The sequence below is a fragment of the Methylorubrum thiocyanatum genome (genome assembly GCA_014138645.1).
In the GTDB taxonomy this organism is placed as follows: domain Bacteria; phylum Pseudomonadota; class Alphaproteobacteria; order Rhizobiales; family Beijerinckiaceae; genus Methylobacterium; species Methylobacterium thiocyanatum.
Map to the genome: position 1 here is coordinate 118,158 of JACJIB010000003.1, position 20,558 is coordinate 138,715.

Below are 20,558 nucleotides of genomic sequence, written 5' to 3' on the forward strand. Positions count from 1 at the left end.
TCTTCGGGCGCAGGGATCTCCGCCGATGGCGTGAGGCCCGAACGGCCGCAGGTCCATGGAGGAAAACGCCGTGGCCTATTACCAAAACATCTTCACCCAGGTGCAGGTGCGCCCGGTCGAGCCGGAACACGGCATCCCGATCTCCTCCGACGCCCGCATCGGCCGGCCGTTCAACAGCTACCTGTTCGGGCTGATCGGCAATTCCCAGGTCGGGCCGATCTACGGCGGCTATCTCGGGGCTCTGTCCTTCGCCTGCGGGTTGATCGCCTTCGAGATCATCGGCCTCAACATGTGGGCCAGCGTGAACTGGGATCCGATCCAGTTCGTGCGCCAGCTTCCCTGGCTGGCGCTCGAGCCGCCGCTGCCGAAATACGGCCTCAAGGTGCTGCCGCCGCTTAACGAGGGCGGCTGGTGGCTGATCGCGGGCTTCTTCCTCACCGCCTCGATCCTGCTGTGGTGGGTGCGGATGTACCGCCGCGCCCGTGCGCTCGGCATGGGCACGCACGTGCCCTGGGCCTTCGCCTCGGCGATCTGGCTCTACCTCGTGCTGGGCTTCATCCGCCCGCTGCTGATGGGCTCGTGGAGCGAGGCGGTGCCCTTCGGCATCTTCCCGCACCTCGATTGGACGGCGGCGTTCTCGCTGCGCTACGGCAACCTGTTCTACAACCCGTTCCACATGCTCTCGATCGTCTTCCTCTACGGGTCGACGCTGCTATTCGCGATGCATGGGGGCACGATCCTGGCCACCAGCCGCTACGGTGCCGAGCGTGAGATCGACCAGATCGTCGATCGCGGCACCGCCACCGAGCGCGCCGCCCTGTTTTGGCGCTGGACCATGGGCTTCAACGCCACGATGGAATCGATCCACCGCTGGGCGTGGTGGTTCGCGGTGCTGACCACGCTCACCGGCGGCATCGGCATCCTGCTGACCGGCACGGTCGTCGACAACTGGTATCTCTGGGCGGTCAAGCACGGCGTCGCCCCATCCTATCCGCAGATCTACGGACCGATCACGGACCCGCTCGCGGCGCCAGGGGGGGCACAATGAAGACTCTGCTCGTCGTCGCGGGCGCGGTCGTCGCCCTGTTCCTTACCATCGCCCAGTTCGGCACCGCCGGCTGGACCCGGCCGCCGATCCTCGCCCAGCAGCACGGCTTCCGCGGCACGGGCATGGATCAGATCCAGACCAAGGCCGGCGCGGCGGCGCTGAAAGCCGCCAACCGGCCGCCGGCCCCGGCCGATCCGGTCGAGCCCGGCACCGACAAGGCCGGCGCGGTCTACGAGAACGTGAAGGTGCTCAAGGATCTCAGCGTCGAGGAATTCAACCGTCTCATGGTCTCGATGACCGAGTGGGTTAGCCCGGAGCAGGGCTGCACCTACTGCCACAACACCGAGAACATGGCCGACGACAGCCTCTACCAGAAGCAGGTCGCCCGGCGGATGATCCAGATGGTGCAGCACATTAACACCACTTGGAAGGAGAAGCATGTCGGCGAGGCCGGGGTGAACTGCTACACCTGCCACCGCGGTCAGCCGGTGCCGACGAACATTTGGTTCCAGAATCCGGGGCCGAACTACAAGACCGGCTTCATCGCCCGCAACAACGGCCAGAATCTCGCTTCGCCCTCCGTCGGCCTCGCCTCGCTGCCCTACGACACGCTGAGCGAGTTCTTCGGCAAGAAGGACGTCGACGAGAACCTGATCCGCGTCAACGCGACGACGGCGCTGCCGGAGAGCAAGGGCAAGCCGATCCAGGCCGCCGAGCGAACCTATGGCCTGATGATGCACATGTCGTCGTCGCTCGGCGTGAACTGCACCTACTGCCACAACACCCGGGCGATCTCGAACTGGTCGCAGAGCACGCCGCAGCGCACGCTCGCTTGGCACGCGATCCGGATGGTGAGGGACCTGAACGGCAATTACATCGAGCCGCTGACCTCGACCTTTCCGGCCAACCGCCTCGGTCCCACCGGCGACGCCCCGAAGCTGAACTGCGCCACCTGCCACAACGGCCAGAGCAAGCCGCTGGCGGGGGCGCACGTGGTCGAGAGCTATCCCGAACTGACGCAGGCGACGGCAGAGACGGGAGCGACGCCGCAGCCGGCTGCGGAGCCGGTGTCGCCGGCCCCGGCAGCGCCGCCATAGCCGGCTGGCCGACGGATCAGAGTTCAAGCGAAGCGGAAAACGAGGTGCCGCCGGTCCAACGGACCGGCGGTATTTTTTTAGTTCTTCGGGTGCAACCTGGATATCGGGGCCCTGAGGAGCGGTTACGCACTCTGATTGCGTACCGTTCTACTTCGAAATCCATCAAATACGCACCAAGACAATCCTCAAGATTTCCCGAGTCTCCATGCGGGGGAGATATTTATCTATCGGCGAGCGGTGCTGGTGCGATTTAATGATATGTTCAATATGCTCCTAGATCGAAAGGCGTAACTCCATCTAAGTACGGGCCGTATGCTGAAATTTAGTCGCATTTTCCGTTATCAAGACGCTCATTCGGCATAGGCCGCTGGGCGGTCAGAGCGGCAGCCCATCCAGGGCATCGTCAATCGGGGGACAGGACCGTGAGCGAGAAGCGCGACAAGAACGAGATCGCCGCGGCACTCGGCAAGTGCAAGACGGCCTTCGTGGGCGTCGCCGTGATGAGCGGGCTGGTGAACATCCTCTATCTCACCGGCTCGTTCTTCATGCTCGAAGTCTACGACCGGGTGATCCCGAGCCGCTCGGTGCCGACCCTGATCGGGCTCGCCGCGCTCGCGCTGGCGCTCTACGCCTTCCAAGGCGTGCTCGAGACCATCCGCGGCCGCATCCTGGCCCGCATCGGCGCCGCGCTCGACGAAGCCCTGAGCGGGCGCGTGTTCGATCTCGTCGTGCGCGCCCCGCTCAAAGGGGCGAACCAGGGCGACGGCCTCCTGCCGCTGCGCGACCTCGACCAGATCCGCGCCTTCCTGTCCGGTTCAGGCCCCTCCGCCTTCTTCGACCTGCCCTGGATGCCGGTCTACCTGCTGATCTGCTTCCTGTTCCATCCGCTGATCGGCGTCGCGGCGCTGGTCGGCATGGCGATCCTCGCCGCGATCACGGTCCTGACCGATCGCGCCAGCAAGGGCCCGACGCGGGAGGCCACCGGCCACGGCATGCGGCGCAACGCGCTCGCTGAGTCCGGGCGCCGCAACGCCGAGGTGCTGGCCGCCATGGGCATGCAGGAGCGTCTGGCCGCCCGCTGGGCCCTGGCCAACCGCGAATACATGGACGCGCATCAGGCCGTCTCGGATGCCGGAAGCGGCTTCGGTGCCGGTTCCAAGGTGTTCCGCATGGCGCTGCAATCGGGCGTGCTGGCGCTGGGTGCCTGGCTCGTCATCCACAATGAGGCCAGCGCCGGCATCATCATCGCCAGCTCGATCCTCGTCTCCCGTGCGCTCGCTCCGGCGGAACTCACCATCGCCAACTGGAAGGGGTTCGTGGCCGCGCGCCAGAGCTGGCACCGGCTGTCCGAGCTGCTCGCCCGGATGCCGCAGGGCGAGCGGCCGCACGCGCTGCCGGCGCCCGCCGAGACCATCACCGTCGAGGCCGCCAGCATCGCCCCGCCCGGCACGCCGCGCCTCGTGGTGCAGGATGTCAGCTTCGGCCTGCGGGCCGGGCAGGGGCTCGGCATCATCGGCCCCTCGGCCTCGGGCAAGTCCTCGCTGGTCCGCGCGCTCGTCGGCGTCTGGCCGCCCGTGCGCGGAAAGGTCCGCTTCGACGGCGCGGCGCTCGATCAATGGTCGAGCGGCGACCTCGGACCCCATATCGGCTTCCTGCCGCAGGAGGTGGAGCTGTTTGCCGGCACCGTCGCCGAGAACATCGCCCGCTTCGAGCCCGGTGCACCGTCCGAGGCCGTCATCGCCGCAGCCAAGGCGGGGGGCGTGCACGAGCTGATCCTGCGGCTGCCCGACGGCTACGACACCCGGATCGGCGAGGGCGGCTCGGGCCTCTCCGCCGGGCAGCGCCAGCGGGTCGGGCTGGCGCGGGCGCTCTACCGCGATCCCTTCCTCGTGGTGCTCGACGAGCCCAACGCCAACCTCGACAGCGAAGGCGAGAACGCCCTGACGCAGGCGATCCTCGGCGTGCGCCAGCGCGGCGGCATCTGCGTCGTCGTCGCCCACCGGCCGAGCGCGCTCGCCGCCCTCGACCTGATCCTGATGATGGCCGACGGCCGCGCCCAGGCCTTCGGGCCGAAGGATGAGATCCTCAAGCGCGTCCTGCGCCCGACGCCGGCGCCCGCGCCGGTCGCCGCGCCCACGATCCGAGAGAGTGCCTGATGTCCTCGACACTTGCCCCCGCACCCCTTGCCCCCGCACCCCTGAGCGGCTTCGCCCCGGCGCTGCCGCGGCCCGCCGCGCACGGCTCGATCCGGCGTCATCTCGCCGTCGCGCTCGGCCTCTCGGTTGCCCTGGTCTTCGGCGTCGGCGGCTGGGCCACCTTTACCGACATCTCCGCCGCGGTGATCGCGCCGGGCCAGCTCGTCGTCGAGACCGACGTGAAGAAGGTCCAGCACCCCACCGGCGGTGTCGTCGGCGAGTTGCTGGCGCGCGAGGGCCAGCGGGTCGCCGCCGGCGACGTGCTGATCCGCCTCGACGAGACCCAGACCCGGGCCAACCTCGACATCGTGCTCAAGGCCATGGACGAGCTCTCCGCCCGCCGTGCCCGCGACGAGGCCGAGCGCGATGGGCTGAAAACCATCACCTTCCCGCCCGACCTCGTCGCCCGCATCGACACCGACCCGACCGTCGCCCGGCTGATCGACGGCGAGTCGCGGCTGTTCGCCGCCCGCGTCGCCGGGCGCGAGGGGCAGAAGGCGCAGCTGCGCGAGCGGGTCGACCAGCTCCGCCAGGAGATCGCCGGCCTGACCAAGCAGGCGGCGGCCAAGGACCGCGAGATCAACCTGATCGGCCACGAACTGACGGGCGTGCGCGACCTCTATGCCAAGAACCTCGTGCCGCTCTCGCGGGTCACGGCGCTGGAGCGCGACGCCGCCCGGCTCGAGGGCGAGCGCGGCCAGCTCGTCGCCTCCACCGCTTCGGCGCGCGGCAAGATCGCCGAGACCGAGCTGCAGATCATCCAGATCGACGGCGAGATGCGCACCGAGGTCGGCAAGGATCTCGCCGAGATCCGCGGCAAGTGGTCGGAGCTGCGTGAGAAGCGCGTGGCGGCCGAGGACCAGCTCAAGCGGGTCGAGCTACGCGCGCCGCAGGACGGCTTCGTGCACCAGATGAGCGTGCACACGGTGGGCGGCCTCGTCGTGCCGAGCGAACCGGCGATGCTGATCGTGCCGGCCTCCGACCAGCTCCTCGTCGAGGTGCGGGTGCAGCCGCAGGACATCGACAACGTGCGGGTCGGCCAGAAAGCGGTTCTGCGGTTTGCCGCCTTCAACACGCGCACGACGCCGGAGATCGACGGCGAGGTGGTGCGGGTGTCCGCGGACGTGACCCAGGATCCCAAGACCGGGCAGAGCTACTACACGGCGCGCATCCGCATCCGGGAGGACCAGAAGGAGCGCCTGAAGGGCCTGCGGCTGGTTCCGGGCATGCCGGTCGAGTCGTTCACCCAGATCGGCGAACGCTCGGTCCTGTCCTATCTCACCAAGCCGCTCACCGATCAGATCGCCAAAGCGTGGCGCGAGCGCTGACAACCTTGCCTCGGGGGCGGGTTGTCTGATAAGGCGACCGCCTCCCCGCGATGTCGCTGACGTCATCGCCGGAGCGTCCTCGTGACGCTCCGTTCCTTCGAGACACCTTGAACAACAGGCGGCCGGTCTCGAATCCGTGCCGATGTGAGACCGATGAAGATTCGCAACTCGCTCAAGTCGCTGCGCGGCCGTCACCGCGACAACCAGCTCGTGCGCCGCAAGGGCCGCGTCTACGTCATCAACAAGACCCAGAAGCGCTTCAAGGCCCGCCAGGGCTGATGGCCCGTGCCGCGAATCGCACGCGGCACCGGAGCGCGTTGACGGGAGCCGGGTTCGGGGTGGAAGCTCCGGACCCATGGACGCGCGACGCACCCCACTTCTGACCGTCTTCTGCCTCGGCCTTGCGGTCGCTGGTCTGGCGGGAGCCGGCCACGCGGCAGCGGGCAAGGCCGCGCCGGAGAAGGAGCGCAAGGCGCATCCGCCGGTCAGCCTCGAGGATCTCTACACCCGCCTCAAGCAGGCCGGCGACGAGACCGAGGCCAAGGCGATCGCCACGCTGATCGAGCGCCGTCTCGGCCGCTCCGGCAGCGCGACAGCCGACCTTCTCTCCGACCGCGCCCGGCAGGCGATGAGCGGCAACGACCTGCCGCTCGCCGTCGAACTGATGGATCGCGCCGTCGCCCTGGAGCCGAACTGGTCCGAGGGCTGGAGCCGGCGCGCGACCCTGTTCTGGCGCCTGTCCGATTCGGCGACCGCGGTCGCCGACCTCCAGCGCGCCCTGGTTCTGGAGCCGCGCCATTTCGAGGCCTGGGCCGCCCTCGGCAAGCTCTACCTCGCTCGGGACGACAAGGGCCGCGCCCTCGATGCCTTCCGCCGGGCGGAGGCGCTCTACCCGCAATGGGACATGCTCAAGAAGGCGATCGAGCGGCTGACGCCCGAGGTCGAGGGCCGCGACCTCTGAGCCGCGCGCCGTGAGCCTCTTCGATCTCCTGCGCTTCGCCGCGGGCTTCCTGGCGGCGACGATCGGGCTCGTGGTTCTGGCGCTCGCCTGCGCCGCCATCGCGACGCGGCTGATCGCGTGGCGCGTCGAGGCGCGTTATCCGGCGGCCGACCGAAACGTCGCTCTCGAGGGCGGCCGAATCGCCTATCTCGAAGACGGGCCGGCGGAGGGAGCGCGGGCCACGATCGTCCTGCTCCACGGCGCCTCGGCGAACGCCTACGACCCCATGGAGGGCGTCGGGCGCCACCTGGCCCGCGCGGGCTTCCGGGTCATCGCCTTCGACAGGCCGGGTTACGGCAACAGCGACCGTCTCGCCGGTGCGGCGGCGGCGTCCCCGGCTTTCCAGGGAAGGGCGTTGGGGCAGGCCCTGGATCGGCTCGCGACCGGACCGGTGATCCTGCTCGGCCATTCCTGGTCCGGCGCGCTCGCTCTGCGGATGGCGCTCGACCGGCCGGAACAGGTCTCCGGGCTGGTCCTCGTCGCGCCGGTGGCGATGCCGTTCCCGGCCCGTCCGCTGCCCTGGTGGGCAGGGCTCGCCTTGACGCCGCCGGTGACGTGGCTGCTGACCCGGACCGTCGCGATCCCGGTCGGCCTCGCCTACCTGCCGTCGGTCGCCCGGAGCGTGTTCCGACCGGAACCACCGGTCGAAAACTATGTCGCGGCGAGCCGCGCGCCGCTGATCCTCCGGCCGGGCCCGGCGCTCGCCAACATCCAGGATCTTGCGGGACTTCCCGCCGCGCTCGTCGAGCAGGCGCCGCGCTACGAAACCCTGCGCGTACCGAGCGTGATCGTAGCCGGCGATGCCGATCCGGTCGTCCAGACACGCTTGCAAACCGACCCGTTGGTCCAAGCGATGCCCCAGGCCCGGCGCGTGGTTCTGCCGGGCGTGGGACACATGCTGACCTACACCGCGCCCGACACATTGGTGCGCGAAGTCGAGGCGCTGTCGGCGTCCCTCGCGCGGTAGAGCATTGTCCCGAAAGGTGGCTGCCGGCTTTCGGAAAAAGACGATGCGAAAACAAGAGCCTAGAGCATCGTGCTGGATCCGATATCCAGCACGATGCGCTAGCGCGTCACGCCCGCTCGGCGTGCTCGCGGGTCACGAAGGCGATGCGCACCATGTTCGTCGCCCCCGGGATGCCGAACGGCACGCCGGCCACGACGATCACCCGATCGCCGATCTCGGCGAAGCGCTCGCGCACCGCGAACTTGGCGGCGCGGAACGCCATGTCGTCCACGTCGCTGGCATCCTTGGTGACGATGGGGTGCACGCCCCAGGCCATGGTGAGCCGCCGTGCCGTCTCGCGCTTCGGCGTCAAGGCGATGACGCTGGCATTGGGCCGCGCCCGGGCGAGCCGCAGCACCGTCGAACCCGAATGAGTCCAGGCCATGATTGAGCGCAGGCCGAGCGCCTCGACGATCTGGTGCGCCGCCGCCGCGATGGCGTCGGAGGCGGTCGGCTCGGGTTCGGAGCGCTGCGCCATCAGGATCGACCAGTAGAGTGCGTCCCGCTCCACCTGTTCGGCGATCCGGCTCATGGTGCTGATCGCCTCGACCGGGAACTGGCCGGCGGCACTCTCGGCCGAGAGCATCACCGCATCGGCGCCCTCGTAGACGGCGGTGGCCACGTCCGACACCTCGGCGCGGGTCGGCACCGGGGCGGTGATCATCGATTCGAGCATCTGCGTGGCCACCACGACCGGCTTGCCGAGCCGGCGGGCGCCGCGGGTGATGCGTTTCTGCACGCCCGGCACCTGCTCGAGCGGCATCTCGACGCCGAGATCGCCGCGGGCGACCATGATGCCGTCGGAAATCTCGATGATCTCGTCGAGGCGGGTGAGCGCCTGCGGCTTCTCGATCTTGGCCATCACGAGGGCGCGCCCGGCCGCGACCTTCTTCACCTCGGCCACGTCCTCGGGGCGCTGCACGAAGGAGACGGCGATCCAGTCGGCACCGGCGGCCAGTCCGGCTTCGAGATCGCCGCGGTCCTTCTCGGTCATCGCCGGCAGCGGCAGCACCGTATGGGGCAGCGACACGCCCTTGCGATTCGAGATGCGCCCGCCGACCTCGACGCGGGTGACCGCGCGGCCCTCGCTCACCTCGGTGACGACGAGGCGGAGCTTGCCGTCGTCGATCAGGATTCCATGATCGGGCTCCAGCGCCGACAGGATCTCCGGATGGGGCAGGTAGACGCGATCCGCGTCGCCCGGCGTCGGGTCCGAATCGAGCACGAAGGTCTGGCCGTTCTCCAGCTCGGCGGCGTCACCGACGAAGGTGCCGAGCCGCAGCTTCGGCCCCTGGAGATCGACGAGGATGCCGATGGGGCGCTTGGCCTCGCGCTCGATGGTGCGGATCACCTCGATCCGCTCCGGCAGCTTTTCACGGGCCAAGTGGCTCATGTTGATGCGGAACACGTCCGCTCCGGCATGGAACAGTTTCTCGATCATCTCCGGCGTGTCGGATGCCGGGCCGAGGGTGGCGACGATCTTGGTGCGGCGCGAGCGCTTCATGGAGCCTCCAACACCCGCTGGACCCGCCGGTCGCGGACATCGCGCGCGGGAACGGCCCGGCAGATGGGCGGCACGTTCGAGACGGTGCCGATGGCCGGACGGGGGCTTGCGGGCCACAAGCATCCCTCGGACCCCGAGGTCAAGGCCGCACCCCGGAGGCACGTCGGGAATTTTCCGACAAGGGGAACTTTCTCTGCGAAGTCCTGTTCTCTACGCCGCTCAACTCCACGGAACCTGCAGTTATAACTTTTCGTGAACGCAACTCTCTCGGCATCTTCGCTGCGTGTTGCTGGAAAGTCATAGGCAGCTTGGCCGCAACGCTGATAGCTTACGCTTCGAAATTCAGCACTTTTCGAAGGCCATCCCACCGTGATCAGAGCTCTCCTTCTGGGCAGCGCCGCAGCGCTCGCGACCACCGCGGCCTTCGCCGCCGACCTGCCCCGCCGCGAGGCTCCGCCGGTCGCCTTCACGCCGGTCCCCGTCTTCACCTGGACCGGCTTCTATGCCGGCCTGCACACGGGTTACGCGTTCACCGACAACCCGAACATCCAGACCCGCGGCAACGACGCCTTCACGGCCACCAACGTGCAGCTCGCCCGCCGCCCCGCCTCCCTCAAGAGCGAAGTCGACGGCTTCTCCCGCATCGGCGGCGGCTTCGGCTATAACTATCAGTTCACGCCGGGCTCCGGCTTCGTGGCCGGTCTGGCGTTCGACGCCACCTGGCTCGACCTCGACAAGCGGATCGGCTTCTACGGCACGCCGAACCCGGTCGTCGGCAATGCCAGCGTCTACACGCAGGACCTCGACTTCCTCGGCACCGTCAACGGCAAGCTCGGCTACGCCTTCGACCGGTTCTTCGTCTACGGCACCGGCGGTCTCGCCTTCGGCCATGTCAGCTACGGCGCCGACTTCTTCAACCCGGGCGCCACGGTCCTGCAGTACACCGGCGGCGGTCGCAAGATCTTCGAGACCGGCTACAACTACGGTGGCGGTATCGAGTACGCGATCACGCCCGACAGCTTCCTGAACTACTTCTCCGTCGGCCGCTGGCTCGGCATTCAGTCCGACGTGACGGTCAAGGTGGAGTACATCCGCTACGATCTCGGCAGCCGCAACGTGCTGATCAATCAGACTGCGCCGACCCCGCCCGGCTCCTACACCTCGCGCTTCTCCACCGAGGGCAGCCTGATCCGCGCCGGCTTCAACTACAAGTTCGGCGGCCTCTGAGTCACCGACAGCCTCGAAGCTGATTGAGCGGGCGCCTCGATGAGGCGCCCGTTTTCGTTTGAGCAGGCTGGAACTGGCGAGCGCTGCCGCGGAAACGCGGAGCCTCAGCGACGCTTTTTCGATCCGGTGAGTTGGTGCTGCGGCACGCAGCACGGCGCTGTGCACGAGAGCGAGCATCCGGCAGCGCCGGGCGTGCGACCATGATCGGTGGTGCGAATCCACCCGCACCGGATGCTCCGCTGCTTCCCTGCCGCGAGGGGCGGATCCGCCTTACGGGCCGCCGGCCAGCGGCTGGCCGGGATCGGACAGCTGGATCGTCCAGTTGCGCTGCTGGCCGGTATCGACTTCGATGAAGCCGTTACGGTCGAAGCCGCGGGCCAGACAATCCTCGACGCCGCGGATGGTGAAGGCCGTATCACGGGTGCACATCATCGCACGGCCACTCCACTCGCCACCGCGCGTATAGTCCACCGCGTAGACATAATAGAATTGGGCCGCGAGCGAGCCGCGTAGCAGGGTCTCGCAACTGCGCGGCTTCAGATCCCACCACCCTTCCGTCACCCAGCCCTGCGCGTCGCGGTAGCCCAGCGTAACGCCGACCTTGCTGGCGGTCTGGTTGCAGAGGCGCAGGTCTGCCAAAGCGGGCAAGGGCAGGGCGGCGAGCCCCGCCGCGAGGCCGAGCCGCAGCAGGGTCCGGCAACCGGCGGAACGGGACAGAGCCCGAAACTCAGCCCACAAGGATGACGCGGCAGTCGTTGACATTGGTTCGGGTGGGACCCGGCTGAACGAGATCACCGATTGTCGCGAAGAATCGCGTCGAATCGTTGTCCGTCAGCATCGCCTGAGGATCGAGCCCGGCGGCCCGCGCCCGTGCCAGGGTAGTCGCATCGACGAGACCGCCCGCCGGGTCGGTCGCGGCGCCGCGCCCGCCATCGGTGCCGTCGGTGTCGGCGGCGATCCCGGCGATGCCCTCGGCGCCGTCGAGTGCCAGAGCCAGCGCGAGGGCGTATTCCTGGTTCGGCCCGCCGTCGCCCTCGCCGCGGATGGTGACGGTGAGTTCGCCGCCCGAGATCAGCGCGACGCGCCGGCCCGCCTGCTTGGCCTCCAGCGCCAGCCGCGCATGCTCGGCGGCGACCTCGCGGGCCTCGCCTTCGAGGTCGGAGCCCAGCATCACCGGCTCGTAACCGGCGCGGCGCGCGGCCTCGGCTGCCGCCTCCAGAGCGTCGATCGGCCGGGCGATGATGCGGTACTCGGCGCGGGCGAAGGCCGGATCGCCCGCCTTCGGGGTCTCGTTGGCCGGATCGTTGAGCAGGGCGATGGCCGAGTCGGGCAGGGTGATCCCGCGCCGCTCGCAGATCGCCCGCGCATCGGCGAGGGTGGAGGGATCGGGCACGGTCGGGCCGGAGGCGATCACCGAGGGGTCGTCGTGCGGCACGTCGGAGATCGCCAGCGTCAGGATCGACTTCGCGTTGCGCGCGGCGACGGCGAGGCGCCCGCCCTTGATGCGTGAGAGGTGCTTGCGCACGGCGTTGATCTCGTTGATCGGCGCGCCCGAGCGCAACAGCGCCTTGGTGATCGCCTGCTTCTCGGCGAGCGTCAGGTTGCCGGCCGGCGCGATCCAGTTCGCCGAGCCGCCGCCGGAGAGCAGTACCAGAACCTCGTCCTCCGGGCCGGCGCTGGCGGCGATGGCGAGCGCCTCCTTGGTCGCCTCGATGCCGGCCGCGTCGGGAACCGGATGACCCGCCTCGACCATGCGGATGCCCGGTGCATCCTCGCCGTAGCCATGCCGCGCCACCGCGAGACCGACGATCCGGTCCTCCGGCACGCCGTGCTCCTGGCGGTAGAAACGGCTCGCCACCGCCGCCATGCTGCCGCCGGCCTTGCCCGCGCCGAGGATGATGAGCCGCCCCGGCGTCGGTGCCGGCAGGTGCCCGACGAGGCACTTGCGCGGATGGGCGGCGGCGATCGCCTCGTCGAGGATCGACGAGAGCAGGGCGCGACGCTCCGCGTGGGCCGGATCGGTCGGGGCAGGGGCGGTCATGGGCGTCCTCGCACGGTTCTTGTTTGAGCGTTTGCTTGCCCGAGCGCTGCCGTGTCGGCAAGCCTTCGCGGTTTCACAAAACTTTCGTGCCGCGGAGCAATCTTTTTGACCCCGGCACGATCCTTCCCCATCGCGGACCGGCCCTGCGGACCGCGCCCCTTCCGATCCTGCCGCACCGGCCCAGATAATCGCTCATGCTGTCCATCGAACCCGAGACCGAAATCCTTCCCGAACATCCTGTGGAGCGCATCGCGGGCGATCCGGCCCGCGGGCTCCTGCTGGTCTGCGAGCACGCCTCGAACGCGGTGCCGGAGGATCTCGGCCGGCTCGGGGTGCCGGAACCGGAATTTTCACGCCACATCGCCTACGACATCGGCGCGGCCGAGGTCACGCGCCGCCTCGCCGCCCGGCTCGGCGTTCCGGCGGTGCTGACGCAATTCTCGCGGCTCATCATCGACCCGAACCGGGGGCGCCTCGACCCGACCCTGGTGATGCGGCTCTCCGACGGCGCCATCGTGCCCGGCAATGCCCGCATCGACGCGGCCGGCATCGCCGAGCGGATCCGTCGCTTCTACGTGCCCTTCGACCGCGCCGTGGACGAGGCGGTGGCACAGGCCGAGGCAGCGGGCGTGCGCCCGATGTTCCTGACGATGCACAGCTTCACGCCGTTCTGGCGCACCATCGCCCGCCCCTGGCAGGTCGGCGTCCTCTACGACCGCGACGCGGGGATGAGCCGTCTGCTGATCGAGGCGCTCAAGGCCGATCCGGCGGGGCTGTGCGTCGGCGACAACCAGCCTTACGGCGGCGGCCTGCCCGGCGATACGATCGATCGTCACGCCACCGCCCGTGGCCTGCCCAACGCCCTGGTCGAGATCAGGCAGGACCTGATCGGCGGCCCCGAGGGTCAAGAGGAATGGGCACAGCGTTTCGCCCGCATCCTGAAGCCGATGCTGCGCCCGGCGGCTTGACGGCGGGGCAGCGCAGGGCGACCTCTCCGGCATCCCAAGATCCGAGAGAGACGCCATGACCGGAATCGATCCTGCCACGCAGACCGAACTGGAGGCGGCCGTGTTCCGCCGCCTCGTCTCGCACCTGCGCAATCGCACCGACGTTCAGAACATCGACCTGATGAATCTGGCCGGGTTCTGCCGCAACTGCCTGTCGAACTGGCTCAAGGACGCCGCCGACGAGCGCGGGCTCGACCTCTCGAAGGACCAGAGCCGCGAGCACGTCTACGGCATGCCCTACGAAGAGTGGAAGCAGAAGCACCAGACCGACGCCAGTCCCGAGCAGCAGGCGCGCTTCTCCTCCAGCCAAGCCGGCGGCCACTGACGGGAGCGCCGTCATCAACGAGCGGGTAAGGTTGATGCCGTAATCCCGGGGCATCCGGCGTGCGCCTCCCAGCGCACGCCATCCCTCGCGTGAAGGAGCGCCGCCATGGCCGCCTCGCCTGCCCCCGCCGTCGATCCGTCCTCGGTCGCCGCCGACCAGCTCAAGAGCATCATCGAGCGCATCGAGCGCCTCGAAGAGGAGAAAGCCGGTATCGCGGGCGACATCAAGGACGTCTACGCCGAAGCCAAGGCCAACGGCTTCGACGTGAAGGTGCTGCGCAAGATCATCTCCCTGCGCAAGCGCGACCACGACGAGCGCCAGGAGGAGGAGGCGATCCTCGAACTCTACCTCCAGGCGCTCGGGATGGCGTAGCCGTCAGACGCCCTCGTGCGGCGGAGCCGAACCGGTCTGACGCGCCCTCCCTCGGGATGGTCCGGCCGCCGGACGGCTCCGCCACGCGCTGACGGGCGCCGCGTCATCCTTCCGGCCACGGAAAGCGGATGTTGCCGTCCCGGAGACCTGCCAGAACCACCTCGATCCCGCCGGACTTCACCATCCATTCGAGCCGGTGGTCGCGATATTCCCGGCGCCGCCCGCCGCTCGTGTAGAGATCCGAGGCCGCGGCCATCTCCGCCGCAGCGACGTCGAACTCCGCGAAGGTCGCGGCGACGGAAGGCCGTTCCCGGACGCGGTCATGCCAGCGCGCCAGCGGCGTCCCGGGCTCCGGCCCCAGGCCGTAATGCACCGAGCGGTTGACCATCGGCGCCGCCGCGGCGTCCGCCCAACCGAAATCGTCGCCGCCGAACCACACGGCCTCTCCGAGGCGCTTTTCGAGCCAAGCCTGCAGCGTGCGCGTCTGCCCGGCAGCCCGCGTCCGAAGCTGATCCGCCAGGGCGTCCGTGGCGCGGCGGAACCACAGCACCTCGCCGAAGCCCCAGTTCACCGCCTCGTACTGCGTATCGCAGACGTCTTCGGTCTGCCGGGCGAAGGCCCGCGCGGCGGGATCGCGGGGCAGCAGCGGCGGCTCGGGCCAGCGCTCCTCGATGTATTCGAGGATTACGGTCGATTCGAAGATCGTGACGTCGCCGTCGATGAGGACCGGTACCTCGGTGCGCGGGTTCGCGTCGGCGAAGGGGGTGTCGCTGCGGCCGGTGCCGAAGCTGTCGGGTACCTCCGCCGTGAAGGTGACGCCCTTCTCGCGCAGCGCGATCTTGATCTTCTGGGCGTAGGACGAGAGCGGGTGCTCGTAGAGCCGCATCGGCAACCTCGGCTGGATATCCCCCGAGGTGGCGCGGGCGCCTCGGCCGTCAACGGTCGACGGCGGGCGCCTGCGTCGCGGAGCCGGTGAAGCGGGCCGCGGACAGCACGGCCGGCTCCGTCGAGAAGCGGCTCGCCGGCGCCGCCGACGACCGGTGGAGCGCCTCGGCGGGCAGCGCCTCGTCCGGCCGCGGTCGCGCCAGGGCGACGTGGACCGGCACGCTCGGTGCGGCGGGCTCGGAGATGCCCCGTACCGCCGCAAACAGCAGCCCACGGACCTGCTCGCGCGGGTCGGCATCCGCCGGCACCAGCCGGACCTCGGCCGCTGCCGGCGCCGAGGATTCCAAAGCCATGTCGGCTTGCGCCTCGGTGGCGTCGGCCACGTGCACCATGCCGCCGAGACCTTCGCCGTTGAGGGAGGCGAGCTGGGTCGGTCGCTGTGGCGGCAGCGGAATGGTGAGCGCGGTGGCGACGACGGCGAATTCGGAGGGACGCCGCGGCGGCAGCGGCGCGACGATCGCCTGCTCGGTCTCGCCGGTCAGCAGCTCCTTGACCGAAAGTTCGTTGGATGACCTGCCGTCCCGGCGCAGGCTCGTGGCGCGCAGGGCCTCCGAGGCGTTCGGCGCGGCGTAGGCCATCGCCGCGGTGGTGTCGGCCGGGTCGGCGCTGGCGACGGCGATGCTCGGCTTCGCCCGTGCCTTCGACGGCGTCGCTGCGCTGGCGAGCGCGGCCGGCGGCGCATCCGTGCCGCTGCCGCCGAAGAGCGAGGCGAAGAAGCCCTTGAGGCCGGGTCCGTCGTCGATCTCGTCGGCGCTCGCGACCGCGGTGTAGCCGAGCACCGTGCCGCCGCGGGACAGGATCTCGGCGCGTGCCTCCTCGTAGCGGGCCAGCGGCTTGCCGTCGGCCGGGAGGTGGACGGTCTTGCCGTCCGGGAACAGCCGGGCGAGCTGATCGTGGCTCATGCGCGGCCAGGAGCGCACCGAGCCGACATCGAGATGGACGAAGGGCGAGCCGGAGCGGGGATACCAGCCGACGCCGCCGCGCTGCATCCGCATTCCGACCGCGCGGATCTGGTCGATCGAGGCGTCGGTCATGAAGAAGTCCATGGCCTTGCCGAGCATGTGCTGGCTGGTCTCGGCGACGCCGGAGGAGCGGCGGCGCAGCATGCCGTTGGTCTTCGGGCTGCGGTAGCCGCAGACGATGCGCAGCGGCGCCGACGAGCCGACGGAGCGCTGCGCCTCCCACACCACGTCGAACAGGCGCGGGTCCATCTTGACCGATTCGTTCTCGCGCCAGTCGCGCATGAGCCAGTTGATCTGGTCGAGGGCGGCGCGGTCGTAGCGTCCGTCGCGCTTGAAGGTGACGGTCAGGCTCTCACCGGTGTGCTGGTGCACCATCGAGAGGGTTCGGGTGTCGCCGTTGGCGATCGCGTCCTGGGTCTCGGCGGTGCCCGCGACGAGCAGCGCGGTCATGACCCCCGCGGCCGACAGGGAGCGCTTCAGGCGCGGGGACGGCGACGTGCGGATCGAGGTCAGGCGGTCCCGGATCGTGCGCAGCATGGTCCTCACCTCGCGGGACGGCCGCGACATCGGCGATGTCGCGAGGGCGCAAAGGTGGCCGAGGACCGGAAAGGCGGGTCGTCGGGGCCCGTGCTGCTTGCCGTCTTTCGCGACGGCTACGGGCCAACCGTGGCAAAAAAGAGCCTCGCAAGCGGCGCGGCGCACGCTGTCCCGCGCAAGGTGACGCGGGTGCCGACCTGCGCGGGAAAAGGCGGCGTCACCAACCTACCAGAAGCTGCGCTGCGGATAGGCGTAGACAGGGCCGCCCTCCGGCTCGCCGAACATGTCGGGCGCGCGCCGCGGCGCGGCACGGCGCTCGCTGCGCGAGGCCTCGCGGGACGCGGCCCGGCGCGGCGGGGTGCGGGTGGCCTCGGCCGCCCGCTTGGCGGTCGCGGGGCCCTTCGCCACCGCCTCCGAGCGAGGGGCAAGGCCCAGAGCCGCCTTCATCGGCCCGTCATAGCCGTAGAGATCCGTCAGGGTGCGGTAGGAACCGAGATCGTCCACTTCGGCCGTGAAGTAGGCGAGATGTACCGGCAGCTTCTCGGGCAGGCGCAGCGTCCGCTCACCCTTGCCGATCAGCTTCTTCAGGCGCTCTTCGGTCCAGGTCGGCAGCACCGCATCGGCGAAGCGGAAGGGATCGTCGACGCGCACGCAGCCGTGGCTGAAGGCGCGGGTCGAGGCGGAGAACAGCGAGCGGTTCGGCGTGTCGTGGAGATACACCGAGTGCTGGTTCGGGAACATGAACTTGATGAAGCCGAGCGCGTTGCGCTCGCCCGGGGGCTGGCGCAGGGAGATCGTCTTGCCCCGGCGCACCACCTCGAACCCGGCGGTGCGGCCCGAGGCCAGCATCTGCTTGAGGATCGAGGGCGGCACGTACCACGACGGGTTGACGACGGCGTATTCCATCATCCCCGAGAAGATCGGGGTCGGGCTCGTCGGCTTGCCGACGATCACCCGCGTCTCGTCGCGCAGGTGACCGTCACGGAACACCTTCAGCTTGAATTCGGGCACGTTCACGAAGACGTAGTCCGGCCCGAGCTCCGCCGGGAGCCAGCGCCAGCGCTCCATGTTGACGAGGAGGTCGGCCTCGCTCGCCGCCGTCTTCGGCACGCTCGGATTGGCGAGCGCCGCGACGGTGGCGCGGGTGAGCGTCCCGCTTGCCGGCAGGCCGCGGCTGCGCTGGAAGCTCTTCACCGCATCGGCGACGGCGCCGTCGTAAGCGTCGGCCTTGCCGGGGGCGGCATCGAGGGTACCGGCGGCCTGCTTCTCGAGGCCGAATCGGCTGCGCAGCAGCGGCACCCGCGGGTCGCTCATCCCGAGCTTGAGCAGCGGCCCGTCGGGCAGCTTCACGCTCGGCGTTCCCTGCGTGCGTCCCGCCCGCAGCCCGGTGAGGCGCTTCTTCAGGGCGAGGTAGCCCGGCTGGCGCGGATTGTAGCTCTGCAGCGCGTCGCCGGCCCCGGCGCCGGCCGCGACGAGGCGAGTCAGCACCGCGTCGGCGGAAGGCAGGTCGAGGGTGGGGGTGAGGAGTTTCGAGATCGCCGCCGGATTCACCCGCCCGCCGCGGGCATCGCGGGCGTAGAGGGCGAGCGAGGCCGAAAGCTTCAGGTCGGCCTCGGCGATCTCTGCATCCGTGTCCGGCCGGCTGAGCTTGCCCACCACCGGCACCGGATAGGCGTTCGGGTCGAGCCCGTCCTCGCCCGCCTCGCGCAGGCGGGCGATCGCCGCATTGGCGGCGGCGCTGAAGGCGCCGTTCTCGATCCAGACCGGCTTGAAGTTGCCGAGCGCGTAGAAGGCCTGGATCGCCTCGCGGTCCTTGCCGGTCAGCCGCTGCAGAAGCGGCGTCGAATCGTTGAGGCGGGCATAGACGGCGGCCGGCAGCGGCTCGCTCGGCGCGACCGGAGCCGGCGGCCCCTCTGCGGCAGGGGCAGGGTTGGGGGCGGGTTCCTCGGGCGGGGACGGGGCCTCGGCAGCGGGCGCCTCGGCAGCCGGTGCCGCGCCCTGGGTCGCCTCCGGCGTCACCGCCGGCCCGTCCGCGGGATCGACGGCTGCCTTGCGGATGACGATCCCGGACTCCGTCGCGGCGCGTTCCTCGGCGCCGGCCGGGGCGTGACCGAAGGCGAGGAGGGTGGCCAAGGCGACGGAGAGCGTTCCGACGGACAGGGTCCGCGCGACGCCCGTTCCGGCTTCCGATGCAGCGCGCATGTCGGCAACTCCCTGAATACGGCCGAGACTGCCGCAGCCCCGCTTAAAGATCATTGACCCGACCATGGCCGTGCGCAACCACACGGTCACGTTTTACGGCCAAGCCGGATCCTGAGGTCGAACAGCCGAGCCCCGGCGGCTGTTCCGCCGCCCTCCGTCTCAGGCGGCGTCTTCGGAGCGCTCGTCCTCGTCGAGGCCGAGTTCCTTGAGCTTGCGGTAGAGGGTCGATCGGCCGATTCCGAGGCGGCGGGACACTTCGGACATTCGGCCGCGGTAGAATTGCAGGGCAAAGCGGATCACCTCCGCCTCGACCGCCTCCATCGTCTTCATGTCGCCGGTCTCCTCGACCACGAGGGACATGGCGTGGGGGTCGCGCACCTCGACGCGCACGATCTCCCGCACCGGCTCGAGGCCGCCGGCCGGCATCGCCGCCTGGACCGGCAGCGGCGGGATGCGCACGTCGAAGCCCTCGACCTGGGCGGCGATCTGCGGGAATTCCGCCACCGTCAGTTCGTCGCCGTCGGCGAGCACGACCGCACGGAACAGCGCGTTCTCCAACTGGCGCACGTTGCCGGGCCAGGGATAGCGCGAGAGCAGCGCCATCGCCTCCGCCGTGATTCCGCGCAGGCGCTTGCCTTCCTCCGCCGCGAAGCGGGCGCAGAACGAGCGAACGAGATCCGGGATGTCCTCGCGCCGCGCCCGCAGCGGCGGCAGCGTCATGGGGAAGACGTTGAGGCGGTAATAGAGATCCTCGCGGAACTTGCCCTGCTTCACGAGGTCGAGCAGCGAGCGGTTGGTCGCCGAGATCAGGCGGATATCGACGCGCACCGCGCGCTTGCCGCCGACGGGATCGACCTCGCCCTCCTGCAACGCCCGCAGGAGCTTCACCTGCGCATCGAGGGGGAGTTCGCCGATCTCGTCGAGGAACAGCGTCCCCCCCGAGGCCTCGACGAACTTGCCGACATGCTTTTCGGTGGCGCCGGTGAAAGCGCCCTTCTCGTGGCCGAACAGGGTGGATTCGACGAGGTTCTCGGGGATCGCCCCGCAATTGACCGTCACGAACGGCTTGCCACGCCGGTCGCCCGAACCCTGGATCGCCCGGGCCAGCACCTCCTTGCCGACCCCCGATTCGCCCTCGATCAGGACGGGGATGTTCGATTTGGCCGCCCGCTCGGCCAGCCGGATCACCCGTTCCATGTCCGGGCTCTTCGAGGCGAGATCCTTGAAGCCGAGCGCCCCGGAGGCGCGGCGGCGCATGCGGCGCACCTCCTCCTCCAGTTGATCGACGCGCAGGGCGTTCTTGATCGAGACCTGGAGCCGCTCGGCGCCCGCCGGCTTGACCACGAAATCAACGGCGCCCGCCCGCATGGCGTTGACCACGGCATCGATCGAGCCGTTCGAGGTCTGCACGATGACCGGCGTGTCGATGCCGCTCTTGCGCATCTCGGACAGCACGCTCAGCCCGTCCATGCCGCCGGGCATGACGAGATCGAGCAGCACGACATCGACATTCCCGCCGCCGCGCAGGAGGTTGAGCCCGTCATGGCCGTTCTCCGCGATCCGCGGCTCGAAGCCGAGGCGGCGCACCATCGCTTCGGCGAGGCGGCGCTGGACGGGATCGTCGTCGATGATGAGAACGGTGGTCGACATGCGGGGCGCCTCGCTTTCCGCTCGAGCCGACCGCGCGCGGACGCGGCCTCGAAGGAGGCCCGGCGAACGCAGGGCGGCGGCTGTTTCGTTTCGAGGCACAGGGTCGCCCAAG

18 protein-coding genes are annotated in these 20,558 nt (G+C 69.7%); 11 read left to right on the forward strand and 7 right to left on the reverse strand.

The features are described 5' to 3' along the window. The first annotated feature begins 70 nt into the window (after window positions 1-70). The 7 genes from pufM to HNR51_RS08070 all read left to right on the forward strand — a co-directional run bounded on the left by pufM (window position 71) and on the right by HNR51_RS08070 (window position 7,635). Window positions 71-1,048, forward strand: a complete 978-nt coding sequence (pufM, locus tag HNR51_RS08040; protein WP_012454736.1) for a photosynthetic reaction center subunit M — start codon at window positions 71-73, stop codon at window positions 1,046-1,048. Then, window positions 1,045-2,145: a photosynthetic reaction center cytochrome PufC gene (gene pufC, locus HNR51_RS08045; RefSeq protein WP_152277277.1), complete on the forward strand. Its 1,101-nt coding sequence runs from the start codon at window positions 1,045-1,047 to the stop codon at window positions 2,143-2,145. The genes pufM and pufC overlap by 4 nt, the downstream gene beginning before the upstream one ends. Before the next feature lie 422 nt (window positions 2,146-2,567). After that, window positions 2,568-4,301 (forward strand): type I secretion system permease/ATPase, encoded by a 1,734-nt coding sequence (locus HNR51_RS08050; RefSeq protein ID WP_182554612.1) that lies wholly within the window; start codon window positions 2,568-2,570, stop codon window positions 4,299-4,301. Continuing rightward, entirely contained in the window at window positions 4,301-5,668 is a 1,368-nt protein-coding gene (locus HNR51_RS08055; protein WP_012454739.1) for an HlyD family type I secretion periplasmic adaptor subunit, read from the forward strand. The genes HNR51_RS08050 and HNR51_RS08055 overlap by 1 nt, the downstream gene beginning before the upstream one ends. 153 nt (window positions 5,669-5,821) lie before the next feature. Further along, window positions 5,822-5,947: a type B 50S ribosomal protein L36 gene (gene ykgO, locus HNR51_RS08060; protein ID WP_003601867.1), complete on the forward strand. Its 126-nt coding sequence runs from the start codon at window positions 5,822-5,824 to the stop codon at window positions 5,945-5,947. A 76-nt stretch (window positions 5,948-6,023) separates the two neighbouring features. Continuing rightward, window positions 6,024-6,629 carry a tetratricopeptide repeat protein gene (locus HNR51_RS08065; protein WP_012454740.1) on the forward strand — a complete coding sequence of 202 codons (606 nt, stop codon included), beginning with the start codon at window positions 6,024-6,026 and terminating at the stop codon, window positions 6,627-6,629. A gap of 10 nt (window positions 6,630-6,639) precedes the next feature. Then, window positions 6,640-7,635, forward strand: a complete 996-nt coding sequence (locus tag HNR51_RS08070) for an alpha/beta fold hydrolase (RefSeq protein ID WP_182554613.1) — start codon at window positions 6,640-6,642, stop codon at window positions 7,633-7,635. A 106-nt stretch (window positions 7,636-7,741) separates the two neighbouring features. Here HNR51_RS08070 and pyk read toward each other — a convergent pair whose 3' ends face one another. Then, entirely contained in the window at window positions 7,742-9,178 is a 1,437-nt protein-coding gene (pyk, locus tag HNR51_RS08075; protein WP_012454742.1) for a pyruvate kinase, read from the reverse strand. Window positions 9,179-9,547: 369 nt separating this feature from the next. Between pyk and HNR51_RS08080 the strand changes: the two genes are divergently transcribed. After that, window positions 9,548-10,405, forward strand: coding sequence for an outer membrane protein (locus HNR51_RS08080; protein ID WP_012454743.1), 858 nt, complete (start codon window positions 9,548-9,550; stop codon window positions 10,403-10,405). 270 nt (window positions 10,406-10,675) lie between these two features. Here the strand turns inward: HNR51_RS08080 and HNR51_RS08085 are convergent, their stop codons facing one another. After that, a complete protein-coding gene (locus HNR51_RS08085) occupies window positions 10,676-11,167 on the reverse strand; it encodes a DUF1036 domain-containing protein (protein WP_239681480.1) in 492 nt (163 codons plus the stop codon). Beyond that, window positions 11,133-12,446 carry a glycerate kinase type-2 family protein gene (locus tag HNR51_RS08090; protein ID WP_182554614.1) on the reverse strand — a complete coding sequence of 438 codons (1,314 nt, stop codon included), beginning with the start codon at window positions 12,444-12,446 and terminating at the stop codon, window positions 11,133-11,135. Before HNR51_RS08090 ends, HNR51_RS08085 begins: the two co-directional genes overlap by 35 nt. Before the next feature lie 194 nt (window positions 12,447-12,640). On the opposite strand from HNR51_RS08090, the gene HNR51_RS08095 reads away from it, so the two are divergent. The 3 genes from HNR51_RS08095 to HNR51_RS08105 all read left to right on the forward strand — a co-directional run bounded on the left by HNR51_RS08095 (window position 12,641) and on the right by HNR51_RS08105 (window position 14,150). Continuing rightward, a complete protein-coding gene (locus tag HNR51_RS08095; protein ID WP_182554615.1) occupies window positions 12,641-13,414 on the forward strand; it encodes an N-formylglutamate amidohydrolase in 774 nt (257 codons plus the stop codon). A gap of 55 nt (window positions 13,415-13,469) precedes the next feature. Then, window positions 13,470-13,778, forward strand: coding sequence for a DUF1244 domain-containing protein (locus tag HNR51_RS08100; protein WP_182554616.1), 309 nt, complete (start codon window positions 13,470-13,472; stop codon window positions 13,776-13,778). Between the two features lie 105 nt (window positions 13,779-13,883). Next, on the forward strand, window positions 13,884-14,150 hold the full coding sequence (locus HNR51_RS08105; RefSeq protein WP_003601858.1) for a DUF2312 domain-containing protein: 267 nt from the start codon (window positions 13,884-13,886) through the stop codon (window positions 14,148-14,150). Between the two features lie 103 nt (window positions 14,151-14,253). On the opposite strand, the gene HNR51_RS08110 is transcribed toward HNR51_RS08105, so the two are convergent. The 4 genes from HNR51_RS08110 to HNR51_RS08125 form a co-directional block, all read right to left on the reverse strand. Then, window positions 14,254-15,036 carry a glutathione S-transferase family protein gene (locus HNR51_RS08110; RefSeq protein ID WP_182554617.1) on the reverse strand — a complete coding sequence of 261 codons (783 nt, stop codon included), beginning with the start codon at window positions 15,034-15,036 and terminating at the stop codon, window positions 14,254-14,256. A gap of 49 nt (window positions 15,037-15,085) precedes the next feature. Then, complete coding sequence (mepK, locus tag HNR51_RS08115; protein WP_182554618.1) at window positions 15,086-16,594, reverse strand: peptidoglycan L,D-endopeptidase MepK; 1,509 nt, start codon at window positions 16,592-16,594, stop codon at window positions 15,086-15,088. Window positions 16,595-16,819: 225 nt separating this feature from the next. Then, complete coding sequence (locus tag HNR51_RS08120) at window positions 16,820-18,796, reverse strand: L,D-transpeptidase family protein (RefSeq protein WP_182554619.1); 1,977 nt, start codon at window positions 18,794-18,796, stop codon at window positions 16,820-16,822. A 159-nt stretch (window positions 18,797-18,955) separates the two neighbouring features. Then, on the reverse strand, window positions 18,956-20,446 hold the full coding sequence (locus HNR51_RS08125; RefSeq protein WP_012454751.1) for a sigma-54-dependent transcriptional regulator: 1,491 nt from the start codon (window positions 20,444-20,446) through the stop codon (window positions 18,956-18,958). Window positions 20,447-20,558: the final 112 nt, after the last annotated feature.

Excerpts from the sequence above, each read along its gene's own strand:
- pufC (WP_152277277.1), top strand. The coding sequence starts at position 1,045 with ATGAAGACTCTGCTCGTCGTCGCGGGCGCGGTCGTCGCCCTGTTCCTT.
- HNR51_RS08055 (WP_012454739.1), top strand. The coding sequence starts at position 4,301 with ATGTCCTCGACACTTGCCCCCGCACCCCTTGCCCCCGCACCCCTGAGC.
- ykgO (WP_003601867.1), top strand. The coding sequence starts at position 5,822 with ATGAAGATTCGCAACTCGCTCAAGTCGCTGCGCGGCCGTCACCGCGAC.
- HNR51_RS08065 (WP_012454740.1), top strand. The coding sequence starts at position 6,024 with ATGGACGCGCGACGCACCCCACTTCTGACCGTCTTCTGCCTCGGCCTT.
- pyk (WP_012454742.1), bottom strand. The coding sequence starts at position 9,178 with ATGAAGCGCTCGCGCCGCACCAAGATCGTCGCCACCCTCGGCCCGGCA.
- HNR51_RS08085 (WP_239681480.1), bottom strand. The coding sequence starts at position 11,167 with ATGTCAACGACTGCCGCGTCATCCTTGTGGGCTGAGTTTCGGGCTCTG.
- HNR51_RS08090 (WP_182554614.1), bottom strand. The coding sequence starts at position 12,446 with ATGACCGCCCCTGCCCCGACCGATCCGGCCCACGCGGAGCGTCGCGCC.
- HNR51_RS08095 (WP_182554615.1), top strand. The coding sequence starts at position 12,641 with ATGCTGTCCATCGAACCCGAGACCGAAATCCTTCCCGAACATCCTGTG.
- HNR51_RS08100 (WP_182554616.1), top strand. The coding sequence starts at position 13,470 with ATGACCGGAATCGATCCTGCCACGCAGACCGAACTGGAGGCGGCCGTG.
- HNR51_RS08105 (WP_003601858.1), top strand. The coding sequence starts at position 13,884 with ATGGCCGCCTCGCCTGCCCCCGCCGTCGATCCGTCCTCGGTCGCCGCC.
- HNR51_RS08110 (WP_182554617.1), bottom strand. The coding sequence starts at position 15,036 with ATGCGGCTCTACGAGCACCCGCTCTCGTCCTACGCCCAGAAGATCAAG.
- mepK (WP_182554618.1), bottom strand. The coding sequence starts at position 16,594 with ATGCTGCGCACGATCCGGGACCGCCTGACCTCGATCCGCACGTCGCCG.
- HNR51_RS08120 (WP_182554619.1), bottom strand. The coding sequence starts at position 18,796 with ATGCGCGCTGCATCGGAAGCCGGAACGGGCGTCGCGCGGACCCTGTCC.
- HNR51_RS08125 (WP_012454751.1), bottom strand. The coding sequence starts at position 20,446 with ATGTCGACCACCGTTCTCATCATCGACGACGATCCCGTCCAGCGCCGC.